Below are 18218 nucleotides of genomic sequence, written 5' to 3' on the forward strand. Positions count from 1 at the left end.
GCGCGGCACCGCTCGCGTGTGCCGGATGACCAGCAAGTTCACCATGCCGGAACCCTACTAAACCTAGCGGCCAGGTAGAGTATGCCTGTGACCCGATTCATAGGCATTCATCCACTATGGACACCTCGCCCCACCCGCCCCGTCATCGCGCTCGTCGGCGCAGGCCCCCGGGGGGTGTCGCTGCTCGAGCGGATCGGTGCGAATCTCGCCGACTTCCCCGATATCGACCATCTCGATATCCACGTCATCGACGACACCGAGCTCGGTGCGGGTCGTATCTGGCGTACCGACCAAACGCGTCAGATGTGCATGAACACCCTCGCGGGGGCCGTGACACTCTTCACCGACGACACCGTGACGATGGCCGGCCCGGTCGCACCCGGACCCACGCTGTTCGAGTGGTGCCGGCTCGCACTCGATGCCGCGCGCCCGTCGCCGTCGTCGGCGATCCAGGTGGCAGACATCGATCCGGCCCACCGCGCCGCGTTCGCCTCCACGGCCGTCCGCCCGGGCTTCGTCGACGACTACCGCGACGAGCTTGAGGCGATGACGGTCGCAACCCATCCGAGCCGGGCACTCTATGGCGAGTACCTCCGCTGGTGCTTCGCGCGGGCACTCCACACCCTGCCGGAACGCGTCAGGGTTGCCACCCACCTGGCGCGAGCCGTCGGCGTACGCGAGGACGCAGGGCGCCAGCTCGTCGAACTCAGCACCGGTGCGGTGCTCGCGTGCGATGCCGTCGTGGCCGCGACCGGGTGGCTGCCGCGCGACCACACCGCCGAGGAGCACGGTTTCCTGGCGGTGCTGGCCAGGCATCCCGAGATGACATGGGTACGTCCCGACAACCCCATCGACCAGGCCATCGGAGCCGTTCCGGACGGGGCGACCGCGATCGTACGCGGGCTCGGGATGGGCTTCTTCGACGTGATGACGCTGCTGACCATCGGTCGCGGTGGGCGATTCGTCGACGACCCGCTGACGCGGGCGGGCGTGCGCTACGAACCGTCGGGACGCGAGCCGAAGCTGTACGTCACCTCTCACCGGGGCGTCCCCTACCGGGCGAAGTCGCTCTACGGCTCACTGCCGCCCTCGGCGCCGCAGCGTCACCTGCGGTCGGTCGACTGGTCCGCGGTCCCACGCCCCATCGACTTCGACCGCCAGGTGTGGCCGCTCATCGTCAAGGACGCCTTCGTCGACTACTACGAGACGCTCCACCGCGTACGCCCCGAAGCCTTCGCCGCCCCACTGACCACGGTCCTCGCGACGATCGACACCACCGACGGCGTGCCGGCGGCCCTCGACGCCGCGATAGCGCCACACGTTCCGGACGCCACGGACCGCTTCGACCTGCCGGCAGCGATGTCGCCGGTCCGCGGTGCGTTCCCCGACCCCGGGAGTTTCACCGCCCGGGTCGCCGACTACGTGGCCGACGACCTCACCGAGTCGGCGAAGGGACGGGACAGCGCCGTCAAGGCCGGCCTGTGGTCGATCAGCGCGGCGCGACGACTGGCGAACGCCATCGGAACGTTCGGTGGCTTCGACGCCGAGTCGCGCGCGAGCGGTTTCCGAACCCTGCAGACGTTCGGTGGCATGGTCGGCAGCGGCCCACCGGCCTTCCGCAGCCGGCAGTTGCTGGCCCTCGTGGACGCCGGCCTCGTCAGGTTCGTCGGTCCCGCAGCGCGCGTCGTCGCCGACGACGAACTCGGCCTCTTCCGCGCCGAGTCGCCCGCCGTCGCCGGTTCCGCCGTCACCGGTGCCGTGCTCATCGACGCGTGGATGCACGCGCACGACGTCACGGCCAGCGCCGACCCCCTCACCCTGTCGCTCGCGGCGGCCGGCCGCATCCGACCGTTCAGCGTCCGCGGACGGGACGGACGTCGGCACCCCACCGGCGGATTCGACGTCGACCCCCGGACGGGGCTACTGGTCCATCCCGACGGCACGCGCGACGCCGCGTTCCACGTCGCCGGCATCCCTCTTGACGAGGTGATGGGCGACACGATCATCAGCCCGATGCCGCGCAGCGATCCCACGATGCTGCGTGAGACCGACCGCGTGGCCCGTAGCGCGCTGCGGGTGGCGGCCGATGCCGCCACCTCCGTCCCTACGTGGAGGGAGAGCCACGTTTCGCCGATGTTCAACGGTTGACAACGGCGTCTCCCCAGCTTCCGACCTCAACTGGTCGAGGAGCAGCGTCACTCCGGTGGAGAACAGCTCACTGACCGATCGGCCCTACTGCGCGGTGTATCCGCCGTCCACGGGGAGGGCGACGCCGACGACGAAGCTGGCTCCCGGGCTGCACAGCCAGAGCACGGTGGAGGCGATCTCGTCCGCCCGGCCGAACCGGCCGACGGGCTGGTTGGCGAGCGCCTCGGCGGTGTCGAGTTCGCCGTTGGCGATCATGGCGGTCACCATCGGGGTCTCGAAGGTGCCGGGACAGATGGCGTTGATCCGGATACCGCGCGGCGCGTACTCCAGGGCCGCGCTGCTGGTGAGCCCCAGCACTCCGTGCTTGGACGCGTGATAAGCGGCCCGTCTGGGCAGGCCGACGAGCCCGCCGAGTGAGGAGCAGTTCACGATGGCACCGCTGCCCTGCTCGCGCATCTGCCGCAGTTCGTGCTTCATGCAGGCCCAGACGCCGCGCAGATTGACGGCGTTGACGCGGTCGAAGGTCTCGGCGGTTTCGTCGGCGGCGTCGGATGGCGAGGCCTGGATGCCGGCGTTGTTGAAGGCCATGTCGAGTCGGCCGTAGGACGCGGCGGTCTGGTCGACCAGGGCAGCGACCTGCTGCTCGTCCGACACGTCGCACTGGATGCCGAGGGCTTCATGCCCGCGCGCCCGCAGCTGTGCGGTCGCGGCCTGCAGGGCTTCGTCGTTGATGTCTGCCAGGACGACCGCGGCTCCGGCATGGGCGAACGCCTGCGCGGTGGCCAGACCCATGCCAGAGCTGGCACCGGTGACCAGGGCGACCTGGCCGGTGAAGTTGTAGGTGGGGTTCATCATGTCTCCCGATGGGTCGGGCGGTGTGGGCTCAGGCGGCGCGGGGTTCGACGGTCGCGGTGACGGCGCCGTCCAGGTCGGCGATGCGGCGGGCGGCGTCGCCGTCCAGGCGGCCGAGGATCACGATGCCGGGGTAGTACGACTGATCGCCGTAGTAGAGGACGAGGTCGTTGCCGGGTGCGTAGTACCCGACATCGCCCACGTCGGGGGCCGCACCGTCTGGCTGGCCGTCGAGCGACAGCGGTGAGGGCAGCGGGCCGGTCTTCTCCACCGCGCCGTGGTCGACCATGCTGACGGTCAGCGGCAGCTGGGCGAGGAGGTCCCGGCCGGCGGCACTGTCGAAGATCCTGGCCTCGAAGCGCTGATCGTCGATGGTGATCTGGATCTTCATCTGCTCTCCCCGGGGCGCGGCTGCGGTGCGGCTGGGCGTGTCGCTCGACGGTGACGTTGCTTGGCCGGCGCTGCTGGACGATGTCGCGGATGGTCCACCGCCGGCGTCGCCGGACCGACCGTTACCGTCGCAGCCGAAGGTCAGTCCGAGGACCGCCGACAGCGCTGCGCAGACGGCTGTGCGTGAGGCTGGCATGGCATCTCCACGGTGTCGGGCTAGCCGGGACGGCGCATGGAAGGGCTGTCGCCGGACGGCGGGGCTGGGCACCTGCGCCTCGGGCGGTGTCAGACCGTGAGCAGGACCTTGGTGGCGGTGCGCTGGTCCATCGCCTGGTAGCCCTCCGCCGCCCGGTCCAGCGGCAGCGTGAGGTCGAAGACCTTGCCCGGGTCGATCGTGCGGTCCCAGATCAGCTGGATCAGTTCGGGCAGGAAGCGGCGGACCGGGGCGGGTCCGCCGTGGATGTGCACGCCCGCCATGAACAGTTCGTCGCCGGGGATGGCGACGTCGTGGGACACCCCGACGAAGCCGACATGGCCGCCGGGGCGGGTGGAGTGGATGGCCTGCATCATGGCTTGCTGGGTGCCGACGGCCTCGATGACGCTGTGCGCGCCCAGGCCGCCGGTCAGCTCCTTGACGGCTGCGACGCCGGCGTCGCCGCGCTCGGCGACGATGTCGGTGGCGCCGAACTCTCGCGCAAGGGCCTGCCGGTCTGCGTGGCGGCTGAAGGCGATGATGCGCTCGGCGCCGAGCTGCCGGGCGGCCAGGACGCCGAGCAGTCCGACCGCGCCATCGCCGACGACCGCGACGGTCTTGCCCGGTCCGGCCTCGGCGGCGACGGCCGCGAACCAGCCGGTGCCGAGCACGTCCGACGCCGCCATCAGCGACGGGATCAGCTCGGGGTCGGGCTGGCCGGGGGTCGCGACCAGAGTGCCGTCGGCGAGGGGAATGCGGGCCATCTCGGCCTGGGTGCCGATGGCGCCCATCAGGACGCGGTGCACGCAGTACGCCTGGTAGCCGGCTCGGCAGATGTCGCAGGTGTTGTCGGACGCCCAGAAGGAGCCGACGACGAAGTCGCCGACCTGCACGGTGCGCACCTCGGATCCGACCTGCTCGACGACGCCGACGTACTCGTGGCCCATCACCTGGTGGTCGACCGGCTCGGCGCCGCGGTACGGCCACAGGTCGCTGCCGCAGATGCAGGTCGCGGCCAGGCGGATGATCGCATCGGTCGGCTCGATGATCGTCGGGTCGGCGCGCTCCTCGACGCGCACGTCCCCGGGCTTGTACATGACAACCTGACGCATGGTGGTGTGCTCCGTTCGACTTCGATCGGGACGGCCCCGCAGGGCCACGGCAGCCAGTCAACGTGCCCGCCCGAGCGGGGAGAAGTCCCTGCGAATGGGTGTACCGACAGGGAACCCCTCGACGGTGTCGTGCGGCCTGCACTCGGCAGAAGAACAACCGTTCGGAGGTCGCGACCTCCTGACCACACGTCGGGTCCGGCTGTCGTCCACTGGCTCGAACCCGTCACCGACACCGAATACGCCGCAGCCCATCCAACCAGCGCCTGACAGCGGCTGAGGCAGCACCACACCAGCCGTCCCGCACCCAACTCGCACCGCCAGCGCGACCGTGAGTAGCCGTCGGCGGCCTGACGCAGGTTGTCGCCTTCGAAGCGGGTTTGGGGGTCGGGTGTATGCGAACTCACCTGACGGCGTGGCGCCTGTCATCGCGGCCATGGGTGAGGGCAGCGGCAGGTCGGCGCCGCATCACTCCGAAAAGACGTTGTGTGCGTCGGTGTTCGTTTCGTGGGAGGCGGCCCAGGAGGCGAGCAGGCGGAGCGCGTCCTCTGACGGGGAGCCCGGCTCGGCGGTGTAAATCGTGAGGGTGAGGCCAGGTTCTGCGGCCATTTCCAGTCCTTCGTAGGCGAGGGTGAGGTCGCCGACGACGTGGTGACGGAAATTCTTGGCCCCGGTGCCGTGGTGCCGGACGTCGTGGGCACCCCAGCGTCTGCGGAACTCGTCACTGCGGGTGGACAGCTCGCCCACGAGGTCGTGGAGTTCCTTGTCGTGGGGGTCACGGCCGGCTTCCGTACGGAGGATGGCGACGCAGACGTCGGCTGCGAGGTCCCACTCCGGGTAGAAGCGGTGCGCCTTCTCGCTCAGGAAGGTGAACCGTGCGATGTTGGCGGGGCGTTGGGGCTCGGCGTACACGTCGGCGTAGAACGCTCGTGCGAGCCGGTTCGCGGCGAGCAGGTCCATGCGGCCGTTGCGCACGAAGGCGGGCCCCTGGGTGACGGCGTCGAGGGTCCACTGCAAGCTGGGGCGCACCGACCACTTCCGCGCGGTACGGCGGCGGGGCCGCATGAGGGCGCTGCTGCCGTCTGCGGCTCGTGCCAGATCGAACAGGTGCGCCCGCTCGGCGTCGTCGAGCTGGAGCGCCCGGGCGATCGCGTTCAGCACGCCGGGCGACACCCCGGCGAGTGCGCCCCGTTCGAGTTTCGAGTAGTACTCGATGCTCACACCGGCCAGCGACGCGACCTCGCTGCGACGTAGTCCCGGGACCCGCCTGCTGGGGCCGGCGGGCAGGCCGGCCTTCTCTGGGCTGATCTTGGCTCGCCGCGAGACGAGGAACTCGCGGACCTCTGTACGGTTGTCCACGTCCTCGACCGTACGTGCCACGGCTGATCGGTGGGATGCCCTGTCAGTACACCCTCCAGGAGATACTTCCTGGTCCGGCTGTTCGGCGTGTGGATCATGTAGGCGCTGTACCGCACGCTGGGACTCCTCGACGCGCTGCTGACGATCACGACACGTACGTTCAACGGTCGGGATTCCCGCAGGTTTGCGCCGAGCGAATAGGACGGGGCAGGACATGCACCAGGGCACCCGCGACAAGTTGCTCGGCCGCCTGGCTGAGGCAGTCGGGTCCGTCACAGTCACACACCCGACGCGGGTTGCCATCGACGGACCGCCCGCCGCAGGCAAGACCACCCTCGCCGACGAGCTGGCCACCGTCCTACGCGAACAGGGCCGCGACGTCATCCGCGCCACGATCGACGACTTCCTCTTCCCCCGGGCACAGCGCTATCCGCGCGGCGAGTACTCGGCCGAAGGCTGCTACTTCGACGCCCACGACCACGACGCCCTGAACCGGGTTCTGCTCGATCCGCTCGGCCCGGACGGAGAGCGACGCTTCCAACACGCGGTCTACGACCACGCAGCGGACACCGCACTGTCCCCACCGGTCACGACTGCCCCCGCCGACGCCGTGCTGGTCTTCGACGGCGTCTTCCTCATGCGCCCGGAACTGATCGACCGGTGGGACCTGCGCATCTTCGTGTCGACCGCGCTCGAGAAGACCGTGGATCGTGCCGTGATCCGAGAGCGCCGGGCGTCATCCCGGGCCGACGTCGAACGACGCTGGCGCGAGCGTTACATCCCCGCCCAACAGCTCTACTTCGCCACGGTCCGCCCGACCCATCACGTCGACATCATCGTGCACAACGACGAGCCCCAGCAGCCGGCCTGGGAAACCCAAACACACTGACCGCACTCAAGAAGGCGTCAGCAGGGTCTGTCAAACACGCCGTCGCCGAGGCGGGCCAGGAGCGGGGGACTCCTGGCCGCCTTCGGGGACATCTTCGGTCTGGCCACCGCCTGCCGGAGGTCAGTGCGTGCGATGTGGGGTTCGGGGCGTGGGCAGGGTGTCAGGCCGCAGGAGGTCTCGCCAGTCGGCGGGCCAGTTCGCCAGTGCGAGGATGCCCATGATGACGAGGTGCGCGGGTGCGGCCCAGCTCTCCACAGCCGGGTCGTGGTTGACGATGTGGGTGGTGACTGCGCCGGTGAGCACGAACATCAGCGTGGCGGCACCCAGGAAGCGTGTACGCCGCCTGGGGATCACGAGCAGGATGGCGGCGACACCTTCCAGGGCACCGACCACGAATCGCATCCGGGACGGGTATCCCCATTCGACGAACTTCGTCGAGTACGCGGAACTGAAGATCGTGTCGCCCGTCCAGTACTTGGTCACGGCGCCCAGCGCGAACTCGAGGGCCAGGAACCAGTAGAGACCAGTCATGAGACGCTTCGACATGTTGTCCTTCCGACGGATCTGGGCAGGGTGATGCTTCCGCGCGGCGGTGACGTGCCGGCGGAGGCTTGTCTGGGTTTCAGCCCCGCAGTGCGGCGATGGCCTGGGCGATACGCCGCTGGCGCGTCTGGGGCTTCTTCGCGCCTTCGATGGCGCGCACATGCTCGCGCTTGTGGCTGTACGCGAGTTTGTCGTAGGCCGCGCGAGCAGCCGGGTCGGCGTCCAGGGCCCGGGCGAAGTCCGCGGGCTCGACGACGACGCGTGGTTCGTTGTCGAGCATCAGCTCGACCTCGACCTCGCCACCGATCGCGACACCCGCGGCCTGCCGGTTCGCGGTGCTGAGGCCGAGCAGGTGGCGGCCGCGCATGATGGCGACGCGGCTCTTCCAGGAATGCCCGTTGATCGTGATCGTCACTGGCGGCCGAGCGCCCCCGCCGAGCGCCTCCACCACTTCGGGCGGAACCTCCAGCCCTCGCATGGGCTCGGGCGGCTCGACGAGGGTGCGAAACTTCACGACGTGCTCCTTGCCGATCGGTACCGGGTCAGGATGCGTAGGTGGTGACCTTCCACAGGTAGCCGTCCGGGTCGCTGAAGTACCCGTAGTACCCGCCCCAGGGGGCCGCGGCTGCCTCCTTGACCACGCGACCGCCCGCGGCCACCGCGCTGCGGATCGTCTCGTCCACCACCTCCCTGGAGTCGGGGTTGAGGTGGAACGAGGCGCCACGGAAGCCGGATCCCTCCGCCGGGACACCGGCGTCCTGTGCCGCCGCGTCCCATTCGTAGAGGGCCAGCTGTGGAGCCGCGTCGCCCAGGCTGAACGACACGAAGTTGCGGGTATCCTTATCGATCTTGAAGCCCAGGCCTTCGGCATAGAACTTCTTGGCCCGTTCCAGGTCCTCGACGCCGAGCATGACGGCACTCATCGGCAGCGACACTGTTCTCTCCTTGAACGTTCACGGGTTTGCTGACGTGACCGGTACACCGGGCCCGCGTCGGGGCCGCGCGTGTCACATCGGCTCGGGTTCGCCGGTCAATTGGTATGACAAGCCGCGACCGAGGAATGTGACAGATGAACGAGCACGACTGGCTGGGCGAGCGGTTCGCCGAGCACCAGGACCGCCTACACGCGGTCGCCTACAAGATGCTGCGCTCACCCAGCGACGCCGACGACGCGGTGCAGGAAGCATGGCTGCGGGTCAGCCGCGCGGACCACAGCCAGGTGGAGAACCCCGCCGGTTGGCTGACCACGGTCGTCGCCCGGGTCTGCCTGAACATGCTCGAGGCACGCCGGGCCCGCCGAGAGGAGCCGGCGGGAGCACTGCCACCCGAACCGGCCACGCCGCAGGCCAGCATTTCTCCATCTGGCCCCGCCGACCCCCAGGACGAAGCACAACTGGCCGATTCGGTCGGCGTCGCGCTGATGGTGGTGCTGGACACCCTGACCCCCGCCGAACGGCTCGCGTTCGTCCTGCACGACGTCTTCGATGTGTCGTTCGCCGAGATCGGCACCGTCATCGACCGCACCCCGGCGGCGGCCCGACAGCTGGCCAGCCGGGCCCGGCGCCGGGTGCAGGGCGCGGCCGCCGCGTCCGACGCCGCGCGATCCCGCAAGCGGGACGTCATCGCCGCGTTCCTGGCCGCCTCACGGAACGGCGATTTCACAGCTCTGCTCGCGCTGCTCGACCCGGACGCCGTGACCGGCGATGTCCGCGGCGCCGAGGCGGTGGCGGCGTTCTTCTCCGGACGGGCTCAGGCCGCCCGCCTCGCGCTGGTCGACGGCGTTCCGGCGGCCGTCTATGCATACCGCGGTATGCCGAAGGCCGTCTTCACCTTCACCCTCGACCACGGCAAGATCAGCTGCATCGCCGTCGACGCCGACCCGGACCGGCTCCGCGATCTCGACATCGTCTTTCTCAGCACCGGCAACAGGGTGTGACCGGCATGGACATCAGACTCTCGAACTTCACGCTCGCCGTCCACGACTTGGACGAGGCGCTCGGCTTCTACGGCGCAGTACTCGGCTTCGAGACCCGCGATGACGTCGACGCCAAAGGGGTCCGGCGCGTCTGCGTCAGCCCGCCGTCGCAGCCGGACATGCGAATCATTCTTGAGCCAGCCGGAGCACACCCGGGCGCCACGCCGGCCGACGGACAGGCCATCGCGGACCTCATGACCAAGGGCCTGCTGGGCCGGCTCGCCTTCCTGACCGACGACTGCGACGCCACCTTCGAACGCATCGAAGCTGCGGGCGCCGAAGTGATGCAAGAACCGGTCAACCAGCGCTCCGGCATCCGCGACTGCGCCTTCAGCGACCCATCCGGAAACCTGGTGCACTTCATCCAGGCTCCGACCGGGGCGTCGGGATGAGGTCGCCCTGGTCACTTCGACCGGACGTTGCCGCACCCGTGCGGCGCATTCGTACGATCCTCGCGGCCGGTCGTTGTCTCGCTTGGACAGCGCGCGTTCGCTGCTAGGTTCGCGGACGGCCTGTCGTTGCGCGCGGAGGTGAATGGTGATCAGGGTCTTGGTGGCCGAGGACATGCATCTCATCGGGGGTGCGTTGGCCGCGCTGATCGAGTTGGAAGAGGACATGCGTGTCGCCGGGAGGGTGGCCACGGGCGAGGAAGCCGTGGCGTCGGCGGTGGAGCTACGGCCCGAGGTGGTGGTGCTGGACATCCACATGCCGGGTCGGTTGGACGGACTGGACGCGGCGCGAGAGTTGCGGGAGCGCGCACCGGAGTGCGGGCTCCTGATGCTGACGTCGATGGGAACCCCGGAATCGCTACGCAGGGCGCTGGCGATCGGTGCGCGTGGGTTCATGGTGAAGGACGCGCCGCCGACGCGGTTGGCCGAGGCGATCCGCAGGGTGGCCGCGGGCGAAACCGTCGTGGACCCCGACCTGGCGGCTGCGGCGATCACGGGGCGACCCAACCCGCTGAGCCGGCGCGAGGCGCAGGTGTTGCGCCGGGCGGGCGAAGGAGCGGAACTGGCCGAGATCGCGGCGGAGTTCTTCCTCAGCAAGGGGACGGTGCGCAACTACCTGGGGGCGATCGTCACGAAGTTAGCCGCACGGAACCGGCTCGACGCTGTCCGCATCGCTGCCGAGAACGGCTGGATATAGAACGCTCAACCGGTATTCGCCGGGGTCACCGCCGATGGTGAGGGTGCCTCCCGCTGCGGTCACGCGAGCGGCCAGGTTCGCCGTTCCGCTGCCACCTCCGCGGACGGCGAGGGCTCCGTCGTTGGCGATGACAAGGCCGTCGGGTGTGATCTGGATGAGGCAGTGTGTGGCGGTGCTGTGCCGTAGCACGTTGGTGACGGCTTCGCGTACGACGATCGCCAGCAGCGCGTCGTCGCGCCCTGCGGAGCGGCGCACGTCAGCCCTGATCCCGGCCGCTTCCAGGAGTGAACGAGCCGACTCCAGCTCGGCGGTGAGCGACAGCCGCAGGTCCGGGTCGGCAGGGATGGCGCGCAACGAGGCCAGGGACTGGCGGGCAATTTCGGCGATGTCGTCGAGCTGCTCGCGTGCCGCTTCCGACGTGAGCCGGTCAGCGAGTTCGGCCTTGACCGTGATGGCGGAGAGCCCGTATCCCAGTAGGTCGTGGACGTCGCGGGAGATGCGCCGGCGCTCGTTTGCAGCGGCGAGCGCGGCGAGCGCCTGGCGGGCATCGCGAGCGTCGAGCACCAGTGCGGTCTGCGCGGCGAGGCCAGCGAACATGGCAGCGACGGCGATGGTGTTGAACGTCCAGTAGACGTTCTCGGCGGCGGCACAACCGCGGACGGCGAGCACCCCTGGAGTGGCCAGGAGGATCACTGCGACCACCGGCCACCAGGCCCGGCCGGCGATCAGGAACGCAGCTGCGGCGAATCCGACGACCTGGGGATAGGGCTGCCCTGGGTAGAGCAGGGCGACGGCCGTGGCGGGCAGGAGCGCGAAGGCGGCCCAGGGGACGCGCTGAGGCGGCGACCCGGACTGGCGGGGCAGCCCATGGAACAGGTGCAGCCCGAGGATGATCGCGAAGAGGAAGGACGGCGCCGGACGTCCCGCCAAATAGATCAGCCCGGTCACGACGAAGCCGGCGTGCACGGCGACGAAGATCGGTACGGCGAGCCGGGGCGGCAGGTCCGGCTCGGGAACCGGCCGCGCCGAGGTCAGGGGGACAGCCCTGGCAGTGGCCGCCGCGGTGCGGGAAACCTCGGCGATGCGGACGGCGTTGCCGCGCCCGGCCAGGGCAATGATCGTCGACAGGGCAGCTCCGATCGCGGTCTCCAGATCGCCGGCGGCCCGCGCCCGCTCTGCCTCGACCGACCGCGCCGCAAGCTCGGCGCGCGTGGCCTGGACGACGGCGCGCGTGTCGCCGAGCCGGGTCACCCCGAACAGAACCAGACCCTGGGCGCCGGCGTTCAACATCGCGAGCGCGATCTCGAAGGGCGTCGCGGGCGCGAACAGGGCCGCCACTACAGTCACCGTCGCGAACAGTATCCAGCGGACCGCGCCACGTGTGATGAGCAGGGCGGACGCCGCCACCATCCCCGCCGCGCCGGGCCCCGCCCACGGAAGGAGGAGCACCTGCGCCGCGAGCGTCCAGCGGTTGCGCCATGAAGTCAGGCAGTGGAGCAGTTGCAGGCCCAGCACGAGGGCGAACGGCAGGCTCGGCACCGGACGGAGCGGATCAAAGGCGACGCCGGCGAGGACCACCAGAACGATCAACGCGCTTCGCACCAGATGCCCCAACCGTGCATTCTCCACGGCGGATCGAGGTGCCTGGCACTGACGCCGGAGAGGCCCCGCCCGGCACGCTGAGCACATGAAGAAAGCGCTCGTCTCCGCCTTCGCCCTGCTCAGCCTACACGCGAGCCCTGCGCACGCGAGCGGCGCCGAGGACCTCGGTGCGACACTCGACCGGATGGTGCCCGCAATGCTCGCCGCGGACAGGATCCCCGGCGCCGCCGTCGTGATCGTGCAGAACGGGCAGACGGTTTTCAGCAAGGGCTACGGCGTCGCCGACGTCACCACAAGCCGTCCCGTCGACGCCACGACGCCGTTCCTCACCGGTTCGCTGGCCAAGGTGTTCACCGCCGAGGCCGTACTGCGACTGGCCGCTGAGGGCAGCCTCGACCTGGACGCGGACGTCAACCGGTACCTCACCGACTTCCAGATCAAGGACACCTATCCGGGGCACCCGGTGACCCTGGAGAATCTGCTCACGCACACCGCCGGCTTCGACGACGACATCGTCGGCCTGGCCGAGGCAGACCCGTCTGATCTTCCGTCTCTTGCCGAGAGCGTCAAGGATCGCCAGCCGCGCCGGGTCCGTCCGCCCGGAGCCCGCATCGCGTACGACAACTACGCCCTCGCCCTCGCCGGCCGTATCGTCGAGGTCAGGTCCGGCCAGCCGTACGCCAGCTACGTCGCCGACCACGTGTTCGCCACCCACGGGATGACCGGTTCCAGCGCCACCCTTCCCCACCCCGCGGCCGTGCGAGCGCGACTCGCCCGCGGCTACCGACCGGACGGCGACGCGTACGCCGAACAGACGGGCCAGTACGCCCCCTGGACGCCATCCGGCACAGGTCCCGCCGTCACGCCTGCCGACATGGCCCGATACATGACCGACCAGCTCGACGGCGACCCGATCGCCCGACAGATGCAGCAGCGTCACTTCACGGCCGATGACCGTATGCCCGGCATGGGCTACGTCCTCGAAGAGCGTCCACGTAACGGATTGCGACTCCTTTACAAGGACGGCGACGTCCCCGGCTACCACAACGTCATGGCGCTCCTGCCTGACCAGAAGGTCGGCGTCTACGTCGTCGTCAACGGGGACGGTACTGCCGGGGCCGCCACCTGGGACATCCAGAAGGTCGTCAACAAGATCGTCGACCAGCGCTTTCCCGGCGTCTCCGCGCCGTCGCCGGCCGAGCTCACCATCGATGTCTCCCGTTACGCAGGCTCCTACCGCTCCGCCCGCACCAGCCAGACCAGCCTGATGAAGGCGTCGACGCTGTTCTCCGTGCCGACCGTGAAGGCCAATCCTGACGGCACGCTCACCAGCACCGGCCTGTCCCCGGATCCCGACCGGGCCACCCAGCACTGGGTTCAGACTGGTCCTGGCCTCTTTCAGGAACGCGACGGTCAGGCCCGCATCTCCTTCCCTGAGGACGGGCTTCTGGTCTCCACCGCGATCCCCTCCGAGGTCTACGAAAAGCTCGCCTGGTATGACACCCCGACCCTTGACCTGCCTCTGTTCGCCGTCGGCGCGCTCGCACTCCTCCTCGCCGCCCTCGGTCTGCCCATCGCGGCCGTTGTCCGACGCTCGCGCCGGGCCCGGTCGTCGCGGCCGGCTCGCCTGGCCGGCTTCACCGCCTGGGTCAGCGCTGTCTTGATCACCGCGTTCCTCGTGGGGTTCGCCCTGGTGATGGCGGACCCGAATGTCATCATGGCGACGCTCCCCCTCGGCTCGCCGAGCCTTATGACACTTCCGGTCCTGGCGACGCTCTCCCTGGTGTTCGCAGTGCCCATGCTCCCGGCCACGGTCCTGGCCTGGCGGGGCCGCTGGTGGGGTCCCACAGCCCGGATCTCCTACACCCTGCTCACGGTGGCGGCAGCGGGATTCTTCACGGTCGCGTTCGACTACCGCCTCCTGCTCTTCTAGACGCAGAGCCACGCGCCCGCCCCGAGCCCGGTAGGGGTCCACCGGGCTCGGGGGAATCAGCGTTGTTCGACGCCTTGGCCTCGGCCGAGAGGACGCTGCACGCCAACCCCGGCAGGCACGGGGATGCGCCGTCGTTCGAAGTGGACAGTCGCTGGGGTTCTTCGCCCGGCATCTGGGCTGACACGAGATCGCAGCGCCCGACGCGCTGGTCGTAACCCGTTTCCGGCCAGCGCGTCCAGGCGGTGGCATGGCCGAACGGCCGCAGGTGCGGGATATCGACGGAGACGGGGATCTGCGGGCTCTGCTCCGCGACGAGGGCCGGTCGGCGTGTAGTGATTGGTCAGCCGTTGGCGCGGCGACGGCGCCGTCCGTCGGGAGGGTCCGCGGGGCGATGCCGCAGATTGAGACACGGACCGCTGACATTCCGGACGTGTCCCACCCACCGGCGAGCCGGAGTCGCAACCGAGCAGATTCGCGGGTCGGCACCACTGTAGCCGGGAGAGGCCGAAAACGGTTTGTCCGCCGAGCTGGCGAATGCTAGTTTCGCGGGCGGAAGCGACACCTGATCGCTCATGACAAGGAGTTGGTGAATATGGCTGCCGGCAGCTTTCATCGGCATGCCCTTATCCGGTCCGCACGAGCCCTGAACCGCGGTCCGGATTGTTGTAGCGACCAGGAGTTTCAGTGTCTTCATTCTTCACAGCAATCGATTCCGACCTCTCGACCGACCGCCTCGCGCTGAGGCGGTGGAATCCCGTTGAGATCACCGCGGTCTTGGACGGCACCCGACTGCCGAACTGGGCCGAGGACTTCCCCGCAGAAGGGGACAGGGTCATCGTCAGCCTGTTCGGCGACCATCCGGCATGGTTGGGCGAGTACGGCCACCGACAGATCATCGAACGGGACAGCGGATTGGCGGTCGGCTCGATCGGTCTGTTCTGGCCGCCCACGGACGGTGCGGTGGAAATCGGGTACGGCGTCGTAGCCTCCCGGCGCGGCCGCGGCTACGCCGCCGAGGCCACGCGGGCGCTCACCGAATTCGCCTTCACCGCCTCCGGCGTCGACTCCGTCTACGCCAACGTGGATCTGTCGAACCCTGCCTCCATCCGCGTGCTGGAGAAGGCTGGTTTCCATCTGACGCAGAGGGAACAGAACACGGCGCAGTACCGGGCCGCGCCAACCGCCCAGCACTAACCCCTTGAGGGGATCGGCAGCGGCTCGCCGCTGCCGATCCCCTCATTCCCATCGCCGCGCCCGGCGGAACGAGCCTGGCCATGAGAGTTGATGCTGTTGATCAGGCGAGATTTGCGACTCCGGTAACGCCACCTCGATGTGTACGCGTCAGACGTCCTTCTGCAGGAACGCGATGACCCGCTCGTTGTACTCGTCCGGCTTCTCGGCCGGGACGATGTGCCCCGCACCCTGGATGAAGTGCGCCTCCGAGCCCTCCGGCAACGCCGCCTCAATCTCGTCCAGTGCCGCTTGGTCCAAAGCGACGCTGTTGTCATGGGTACCGTGCAGGTACAGCGTCGGCTGGCTGGGCAGAGCACCCCACAGCGCGAACTGTTCAGCCTCCCACTGAGGGGTGCCCATCTGATGCGGGCCGAAGTTGTTGCGGTACAACGACAGTGCCGCCCGCAGTCGGGCCGGCTCGCGAAGTGCCTCCCGCGCCGCCTCGAAGTCCCCGGTGACGTCGTAGTCCGGCCCCGTCCACTTGCGCTGCATCACCTGATACAGGTACGACATGTCGTCGGCGGCCAGGATCGTCTCGGCGAGGTCCATCTGGAAGAACCAGAAGTGGTTCAGCCGCTCGATGCCCTCGTACGTGGCGGCGTACGGGGCGAAGAACCGCAGCGGCGGCACGTCGCTGGCTACCACCCGCGACCACCGTTCGGGTTCCTTGGTGACGGCGGCCCATGTGGTGGCCGCACCCCAGTCGTGGCCCACGATCACGGCGTTGCCGTCGCCGTGGAACGCGTCGTGCAGACCGAGGGCGTCGTCGACCAGGTCGTCGAACAGGATGCCGTCACCTGCCGGCAGCGCGGAGGGAGCGAATCCCCGCATGTTGGGTGCAACGGCGCGGTAGCCCGCATGCGCCAGCGCCGGCACCAGATGACGGTAGGTCGCGGCGCCCGACTCCGGGAAGCCGTGCAGCAGTAGGGCCAGCGGACCGTCGCCCTCCTCGACGTACGCCAACTCGACACCGTTAACCTTCACACGTCCGTTTTTCACAAGCCTCTCCCCATCATTGTGACAATTATCGACCCGGCGTCTCACTATCGTTCAGGCCGCTGAGGGAAGCGTATTGGCGTTGCCGCGGACCGGCAAGAACGAACAAATTAGTGTGGTACTAACCTTCTGGTAATCGCCATCCCCATGGGCGGGTCGCGGTGGTTACGGGCTAGACTGACCTGGCGGTAGCGGTGACCAGTCTTGGAGTTCCTGCATGAATGAGAAAATGTATCAATGCGGCGTCGATGCCGCCATGGACGTGGTGGGCGGCAAATGGAAGGCACTCATCCTCTGGGCACTGCATTCCGAACCATATCGTTTCAATGCGTTGAGACGCACGTTGCCGGGGATCAGCGAGCGCATTCTGATCCAGCAGCTGCGTCAACTCGAATCCGATGGCGTCGTGCGGCGCGAGGTACACCCGGAAATGCCGCCCAGGGTCGAATACTCGTTGACGGAATTCGGCGAGTCGCTCAACGAGGCGCTGTTGCCACTCGGCGAGTGGGGCGTCCGCAACATGCAGCGGATCATGGCGGCCCGACGGTCCAGCCAGCTCGATCCGGCAAGGCCGGCAGTTCGCTCGTAGGAGTTCCGGCGACGGGGGCCCGGCTCGCGTCGCCACCGAGGGGGTCCGAAAGGTGTGGTCACCGCAGTGCGGTCAGTGTGCGGAGCACGGCCGCGCGGTCGTAGCCGGCCGTCGGCAACGTCGCCGCTGCGTGGAGGGTGACGCCGAGCCCGGTCTCGGCGTCGATCGCCCAGCTCTGCGTCACCGCGGCGACCGGTCCCCGAAGTCCGCCAGGCTGCTCTGCACGGCGCTCAGGTCCTGATCGGCGTCGACGACATCGCCCCGGACACGAGACAAAGTTGCGCTGACACCCCGATCCAGCAGAAGGTGGGTGTGACGTGCGCCGTCCATGCGGCGAAGCTCATCTCAACGTCGCTCACCGTCCCCATTCCTTCCTCATGCGGCGATTATGCGACGTCCAAACAAGGCGGTCAGCAAATTTGATGTCGTGACTGCGGCGTGGTAGATGCCGGGTGTAATCAATTCGGCACGTCCGCGCACTACTCGTTGATGAGCTGCTCCCGAAGAATGTCCGCGTGCCCACAGTGCTGGGCGAGCTCGCGCAGCACGTGGAGATACACCCACCGCAGCGGAAGCGGGCCCCGCCGGTTCCCGTGAAGGATGTCGTCCAGACCCAGGGACGACGTCGCACGGCGTGATGCTTCGCAGGCTTCGCGGTGGGCGTGCTGGACGGTGGCGATCGTGTCGCCGTCGTCGAGGATGAACGACTCGTCTGGCGTCGCAGGGATGCCGATCTCAGCGCGCGACCGGCACGTGACGGCTTCGTCGAACCAGACCTTCTCGACGACAGTCGCGTGCTTCACCAGGCCCAGCAGCGTGGTCCGGGAGGCCACCAACGAACGGCGCACCTGTTCCTCTGTCAGCCCGTCCAAGCAGCCATTGAGCGCGCCGCGGTGCTCGTCGAGGAACGCCTCGAACTGGACACGGGCTGGCTGTGCGACGACCTGGTCGGCGAAGGTGGGCGGGTAGGAAGGCATGGGCGAAGCATTCCATACCGCCACCCAGGAGCAGCTGCGGTCGGTTACCCCAGCGCGCCGCCGGTCGATGGCAGAAGCGTGGGTCTCGTCGTTCATATGGTCCTGCTGCACCCGTCGCAACAGCCGGCGCCAGTCCGATGTCCGGGCAACTCGAGCCGATGGAAGGGCACGAACGGCAATCATCGATGCTCAAGGATCCGCAACCGTGCACGAGGTCGTCAGCATCGCCGTAGGAAGTCCGGAATCCGTCACCGTGGACGACGCCCGACCGTACTGAGTCCCTT

Annotated in this window: 19 protein-coding genes; 8 read left to right on the forward strand and 11 right to left on the reverse strand. The window is 68.8% G+C overall.

The window, feature by feature from the left end:
- Positions 1-87: 87 nt before the first annotated feature.
- Positions 88-2148, forward strand: a complete 2061-nt coding sequence (locus IGA62_RS01155; protein WP_186499783.1) for an FAD/NAD(P)-binding protein — start codon at positions 88-90, stop codon at positions 2146-2148.
- A gap of 84 nt (positions 2149-2232) precedes the next feature.
- Here the strand turns inward: IGA62_RS01155 and IGA62_RS01160 are convergent, their stop codons facing one another.
- From IGA62_RS01160 to IGA62_RS01175, 4 genes are all read right to left on the reverse strand, one after another.
- The gene (locus tag IGA62_RS01160) at positions 2233-3000 is read right to left on the reverse strand and encodes a glucose 1-dehydrogenase (protein WP_145817008.1); all 768 of its coding nucleotides are present in this window, start codon (positions 2998-3000) and stop codon (positions 2233-2235) included.
- A gap of 31 nt (positions 3001-3031) precedes the next feature.
- Positions 3032-3391 (reverse strand): cyclophilin-like fold protein, encoded by a 360-nt coding sequence (locus IGA62_RS29530; RefSeq protein ID WP_198501180.1) that lies wholly within the window; start codon positions 3389-3391, stop codon positions 3032-3034.
- 284 nt (positions 3392-3675) lie between these two features.
- The gene (locus IGA62_RS01170) at positions 3676-4695 is read right to left on the reverse strand and encodes a zinc-dependent alcohol dehydrogenase family protein (protein ID WP_145817004.1); all 1020 of its coding nucleotides are present in this window, start codon (positions 4693-4695) and stop codon (positions 3676-3678) included.
- A 465-nt stretch (positions 4696-5160) separates the two neighbouring features.
- Complete coding sequence (locus tag IGA62_RS01175) at positions 5161-6051, reverse strand: helix-turn-helix transcriptional regulator (RefSeq protein WP_145817002.1); 891 nt, start codon at positions 6049-6051, stop codon at positions 5161-5163.
- Between the two features lie 214 nt (positions 6052-6265).
- Between IGA62_RS01175 and IGA62_RS01180 the strand changes: the two genes are divergently transcribed.
- Positions 6266-6940 carry a cytidylate kinase family protein gene (locus tag IGA62_RS01180; protein WP_145817000.1) on the forward strand — a complete coding sequence of 225 codons (675 nt, stop codon included), beginning with the start codon at positions 6266-6268 and terminating at the stop codon, positions 6938-6940.
- Between the two features lie 120 nt (positions 6941-7060).
- Here the strand turns inward: IGA62_RS01180 and IGA62_RS01185 are convergent, their stop codons facing one another.
- The 3 genes from IGA62_RS01185 to IGA62_RS01195 form a co-directional block, all read right to left on the reverse strand.
- A complete protein-coding gene (locus IGA62_RS01185) occupies positions 7061-7486 on the reverse strand; it encodes a DoxX family protein (RefSeq protein ID WP_198501181.1) in 426 nt (141 codons plus the stop codon).
- 76 nt (positions 7487-7562) lie between these two features.
- Positions 7563-7997: a YdeI/OmpD-associated family protein gene (locus IGA62_RS01190; RefSeq protein ID WP_198501182.1), complete on the reverse strand. Its 435-nt coding sequence runs from the start codon at positions 7995-7997 to the stop codon at positions 7563-7565.
- Positions 7998-8025: 28 nt separating this feature from the next.
- Positions 8026-8418, reverse strand: coding sequence for a VOC family protein (locus IGA62_RS01195; protein ID WP_145816998.1), 393 nt, complete (start codon positions 8416-8418; stop codon positions 8026-8028).
- Positions 8419-8552: 134 nt separating this feature from the next.
- On the opposite strand from IGA62_RS01195, the gene IGA62_RS01200 reads away from it, so the two are divergent.
- The 3 genes from IGA62_RS01200 (at position 8553) to IGA62_RS01210 (ending at position 10604) form a co-directional block, all read left to right on the forward strand.
- On the forward strand, positions 8553-9419 hold the full coding sequence (locus IGA62_RS01200) for a sigma-70 family RNA polymerase sigma factor (RefSeq protein WP_145816996.1): 867 nt from the start codon (positions 8553-8555) through the stop codon (positions 9417-9419).
- A gap of 5 nt (positions 9420-9424) precedes the next feature.
- Positions 9425-9850, forward strand: coding sequence for a VOC family protein (locus IGA62_RS01205; RefSeq protein ID WP_145816994.1), 426 nt, complete (start codon positions 9425-9427; stop codon positions 9848-9850).
- 142 nt (positions 9851-9992) lie between these two features.
- On the forward strand, positions 9993-10604 hold the full coding sequence (locus IGA62_RS01210; RefSeq protein WP_198501183.1) for a response regulator transcription factor: 612 nt from the start codon (positions 9993-9995) through the stop codon (positions 10602-10604).
- Here the strand turns inward: IGA62_RS01210 and IGA62_RS01215 are convergent.
- Positions 10545-12218, reverse strand: a complete 1674-nt coding sequence (locus IGA62_RS01215; protein WP_186499782.1) for a sensor histidine kinase — start codon at positions 12216-12218, stop codon at positions 10545-10547. The genes IGA62_RS01210 and IGA62_RS01215 overlap by 60 nt on opposite strands.
- Positions 12219-12291: 73 nt before the next feature.
- Between IGA62_RS01215 and IGA62_RS01220 the strand changes: the two genes are divergently transcribed.
- The gene (locus tag IGA62_RS01220; RefSeq protein ID WP_145816989.1) at positions 12292-14139 is read left to right on the forward strand and encodes a serine hydrolase domain-containing protein; all 1848 of its coding nucleotides are present in this window, start codon (positions 12292-12294) and stop codon (positions 14137-14139) included.
- Positions 14140-14823: 684 nt separating this feature from the next.
- Positions 14824-15333, forward strand: coding sequence for a GNAT family N-acetyltransferase (locus IGA62_RS01225; RefSeq protein WP_145816988.1), 510 nt, complete (start codon positions 14824-14826; stop codon positions 15331-15333).
- Positions 15334-15480: 147 nt separating this feature from the next.
- Here the strand turns inward: IGA62_RS01225 and IGA62_RS01230 are convergent, their stop codons facing one another.
- A complete protein-coding gene (locus IGA62_RS01230) occupies positions 15481-16356 on the reverse strand; it encodes an alpha/beta fold hydrolase (RefSeq protein WP_198501184.1) in 876 nt (291 codons plus the stop codon).
- Between the two features lie 229 nt (positions 16357-16585).
- Here IGA62_RS01230 and IGA62_RS01235 point away from each other — a divergent pair, with 229 nt between their 5' ends.
- On the forward strand, positions 16586-16957 hold the full coding sequence (locus tag IGA62_RS01235) for a winged helix-turn-helix transcriptional regulator (RefSeq protein ID WP_145816984.1): 372 nt from the start codon (positions 16586-16588) through the stop codon (positions 16955-16957).
- A gap of 58 nt (positions 16958-17015) precedes the next feature.
- On the opposite strand, the gene IGA62_RS30520 is transcribed toward IGA62_RS01235, so the two are convergent.
- Both IGA62_RS30520 and IGA62_RS01240 read right to left on the reverse strand, forming a co-directional pair.
- Positions 17016-17141, reverse strand: a complete 126-nt coding sequence (locus IGA62_RS30520) for a hypothetical protein (RefSeq protein ID WP_269780479.1) — start codon at positions 17139-17141, stop codon at positions 17016-17018.
- Between the two features lie 295 nt (positions 17142-17436).
- Positions 17437-18030, reverse strand: a complete 594-nt coding sequence (locus tag IGA62_RS01240; RefSeq protein WP_232624841.1) for a DinB family protein — start codon at positions 18028-18030, stop codon at positions 17437-17439.
- Positions 18031-18218 lie beyond the last annotated feature (188 nt).

This window comes from Micromonospora sagamiensis, assembly GCF_014680085.1.
GTDB lineage: Bacteria > Actinomycetota > Actinomycetes > Mycobacteriales > Micromonosporaceae > Micromonospora > Micromonospora inyonensis.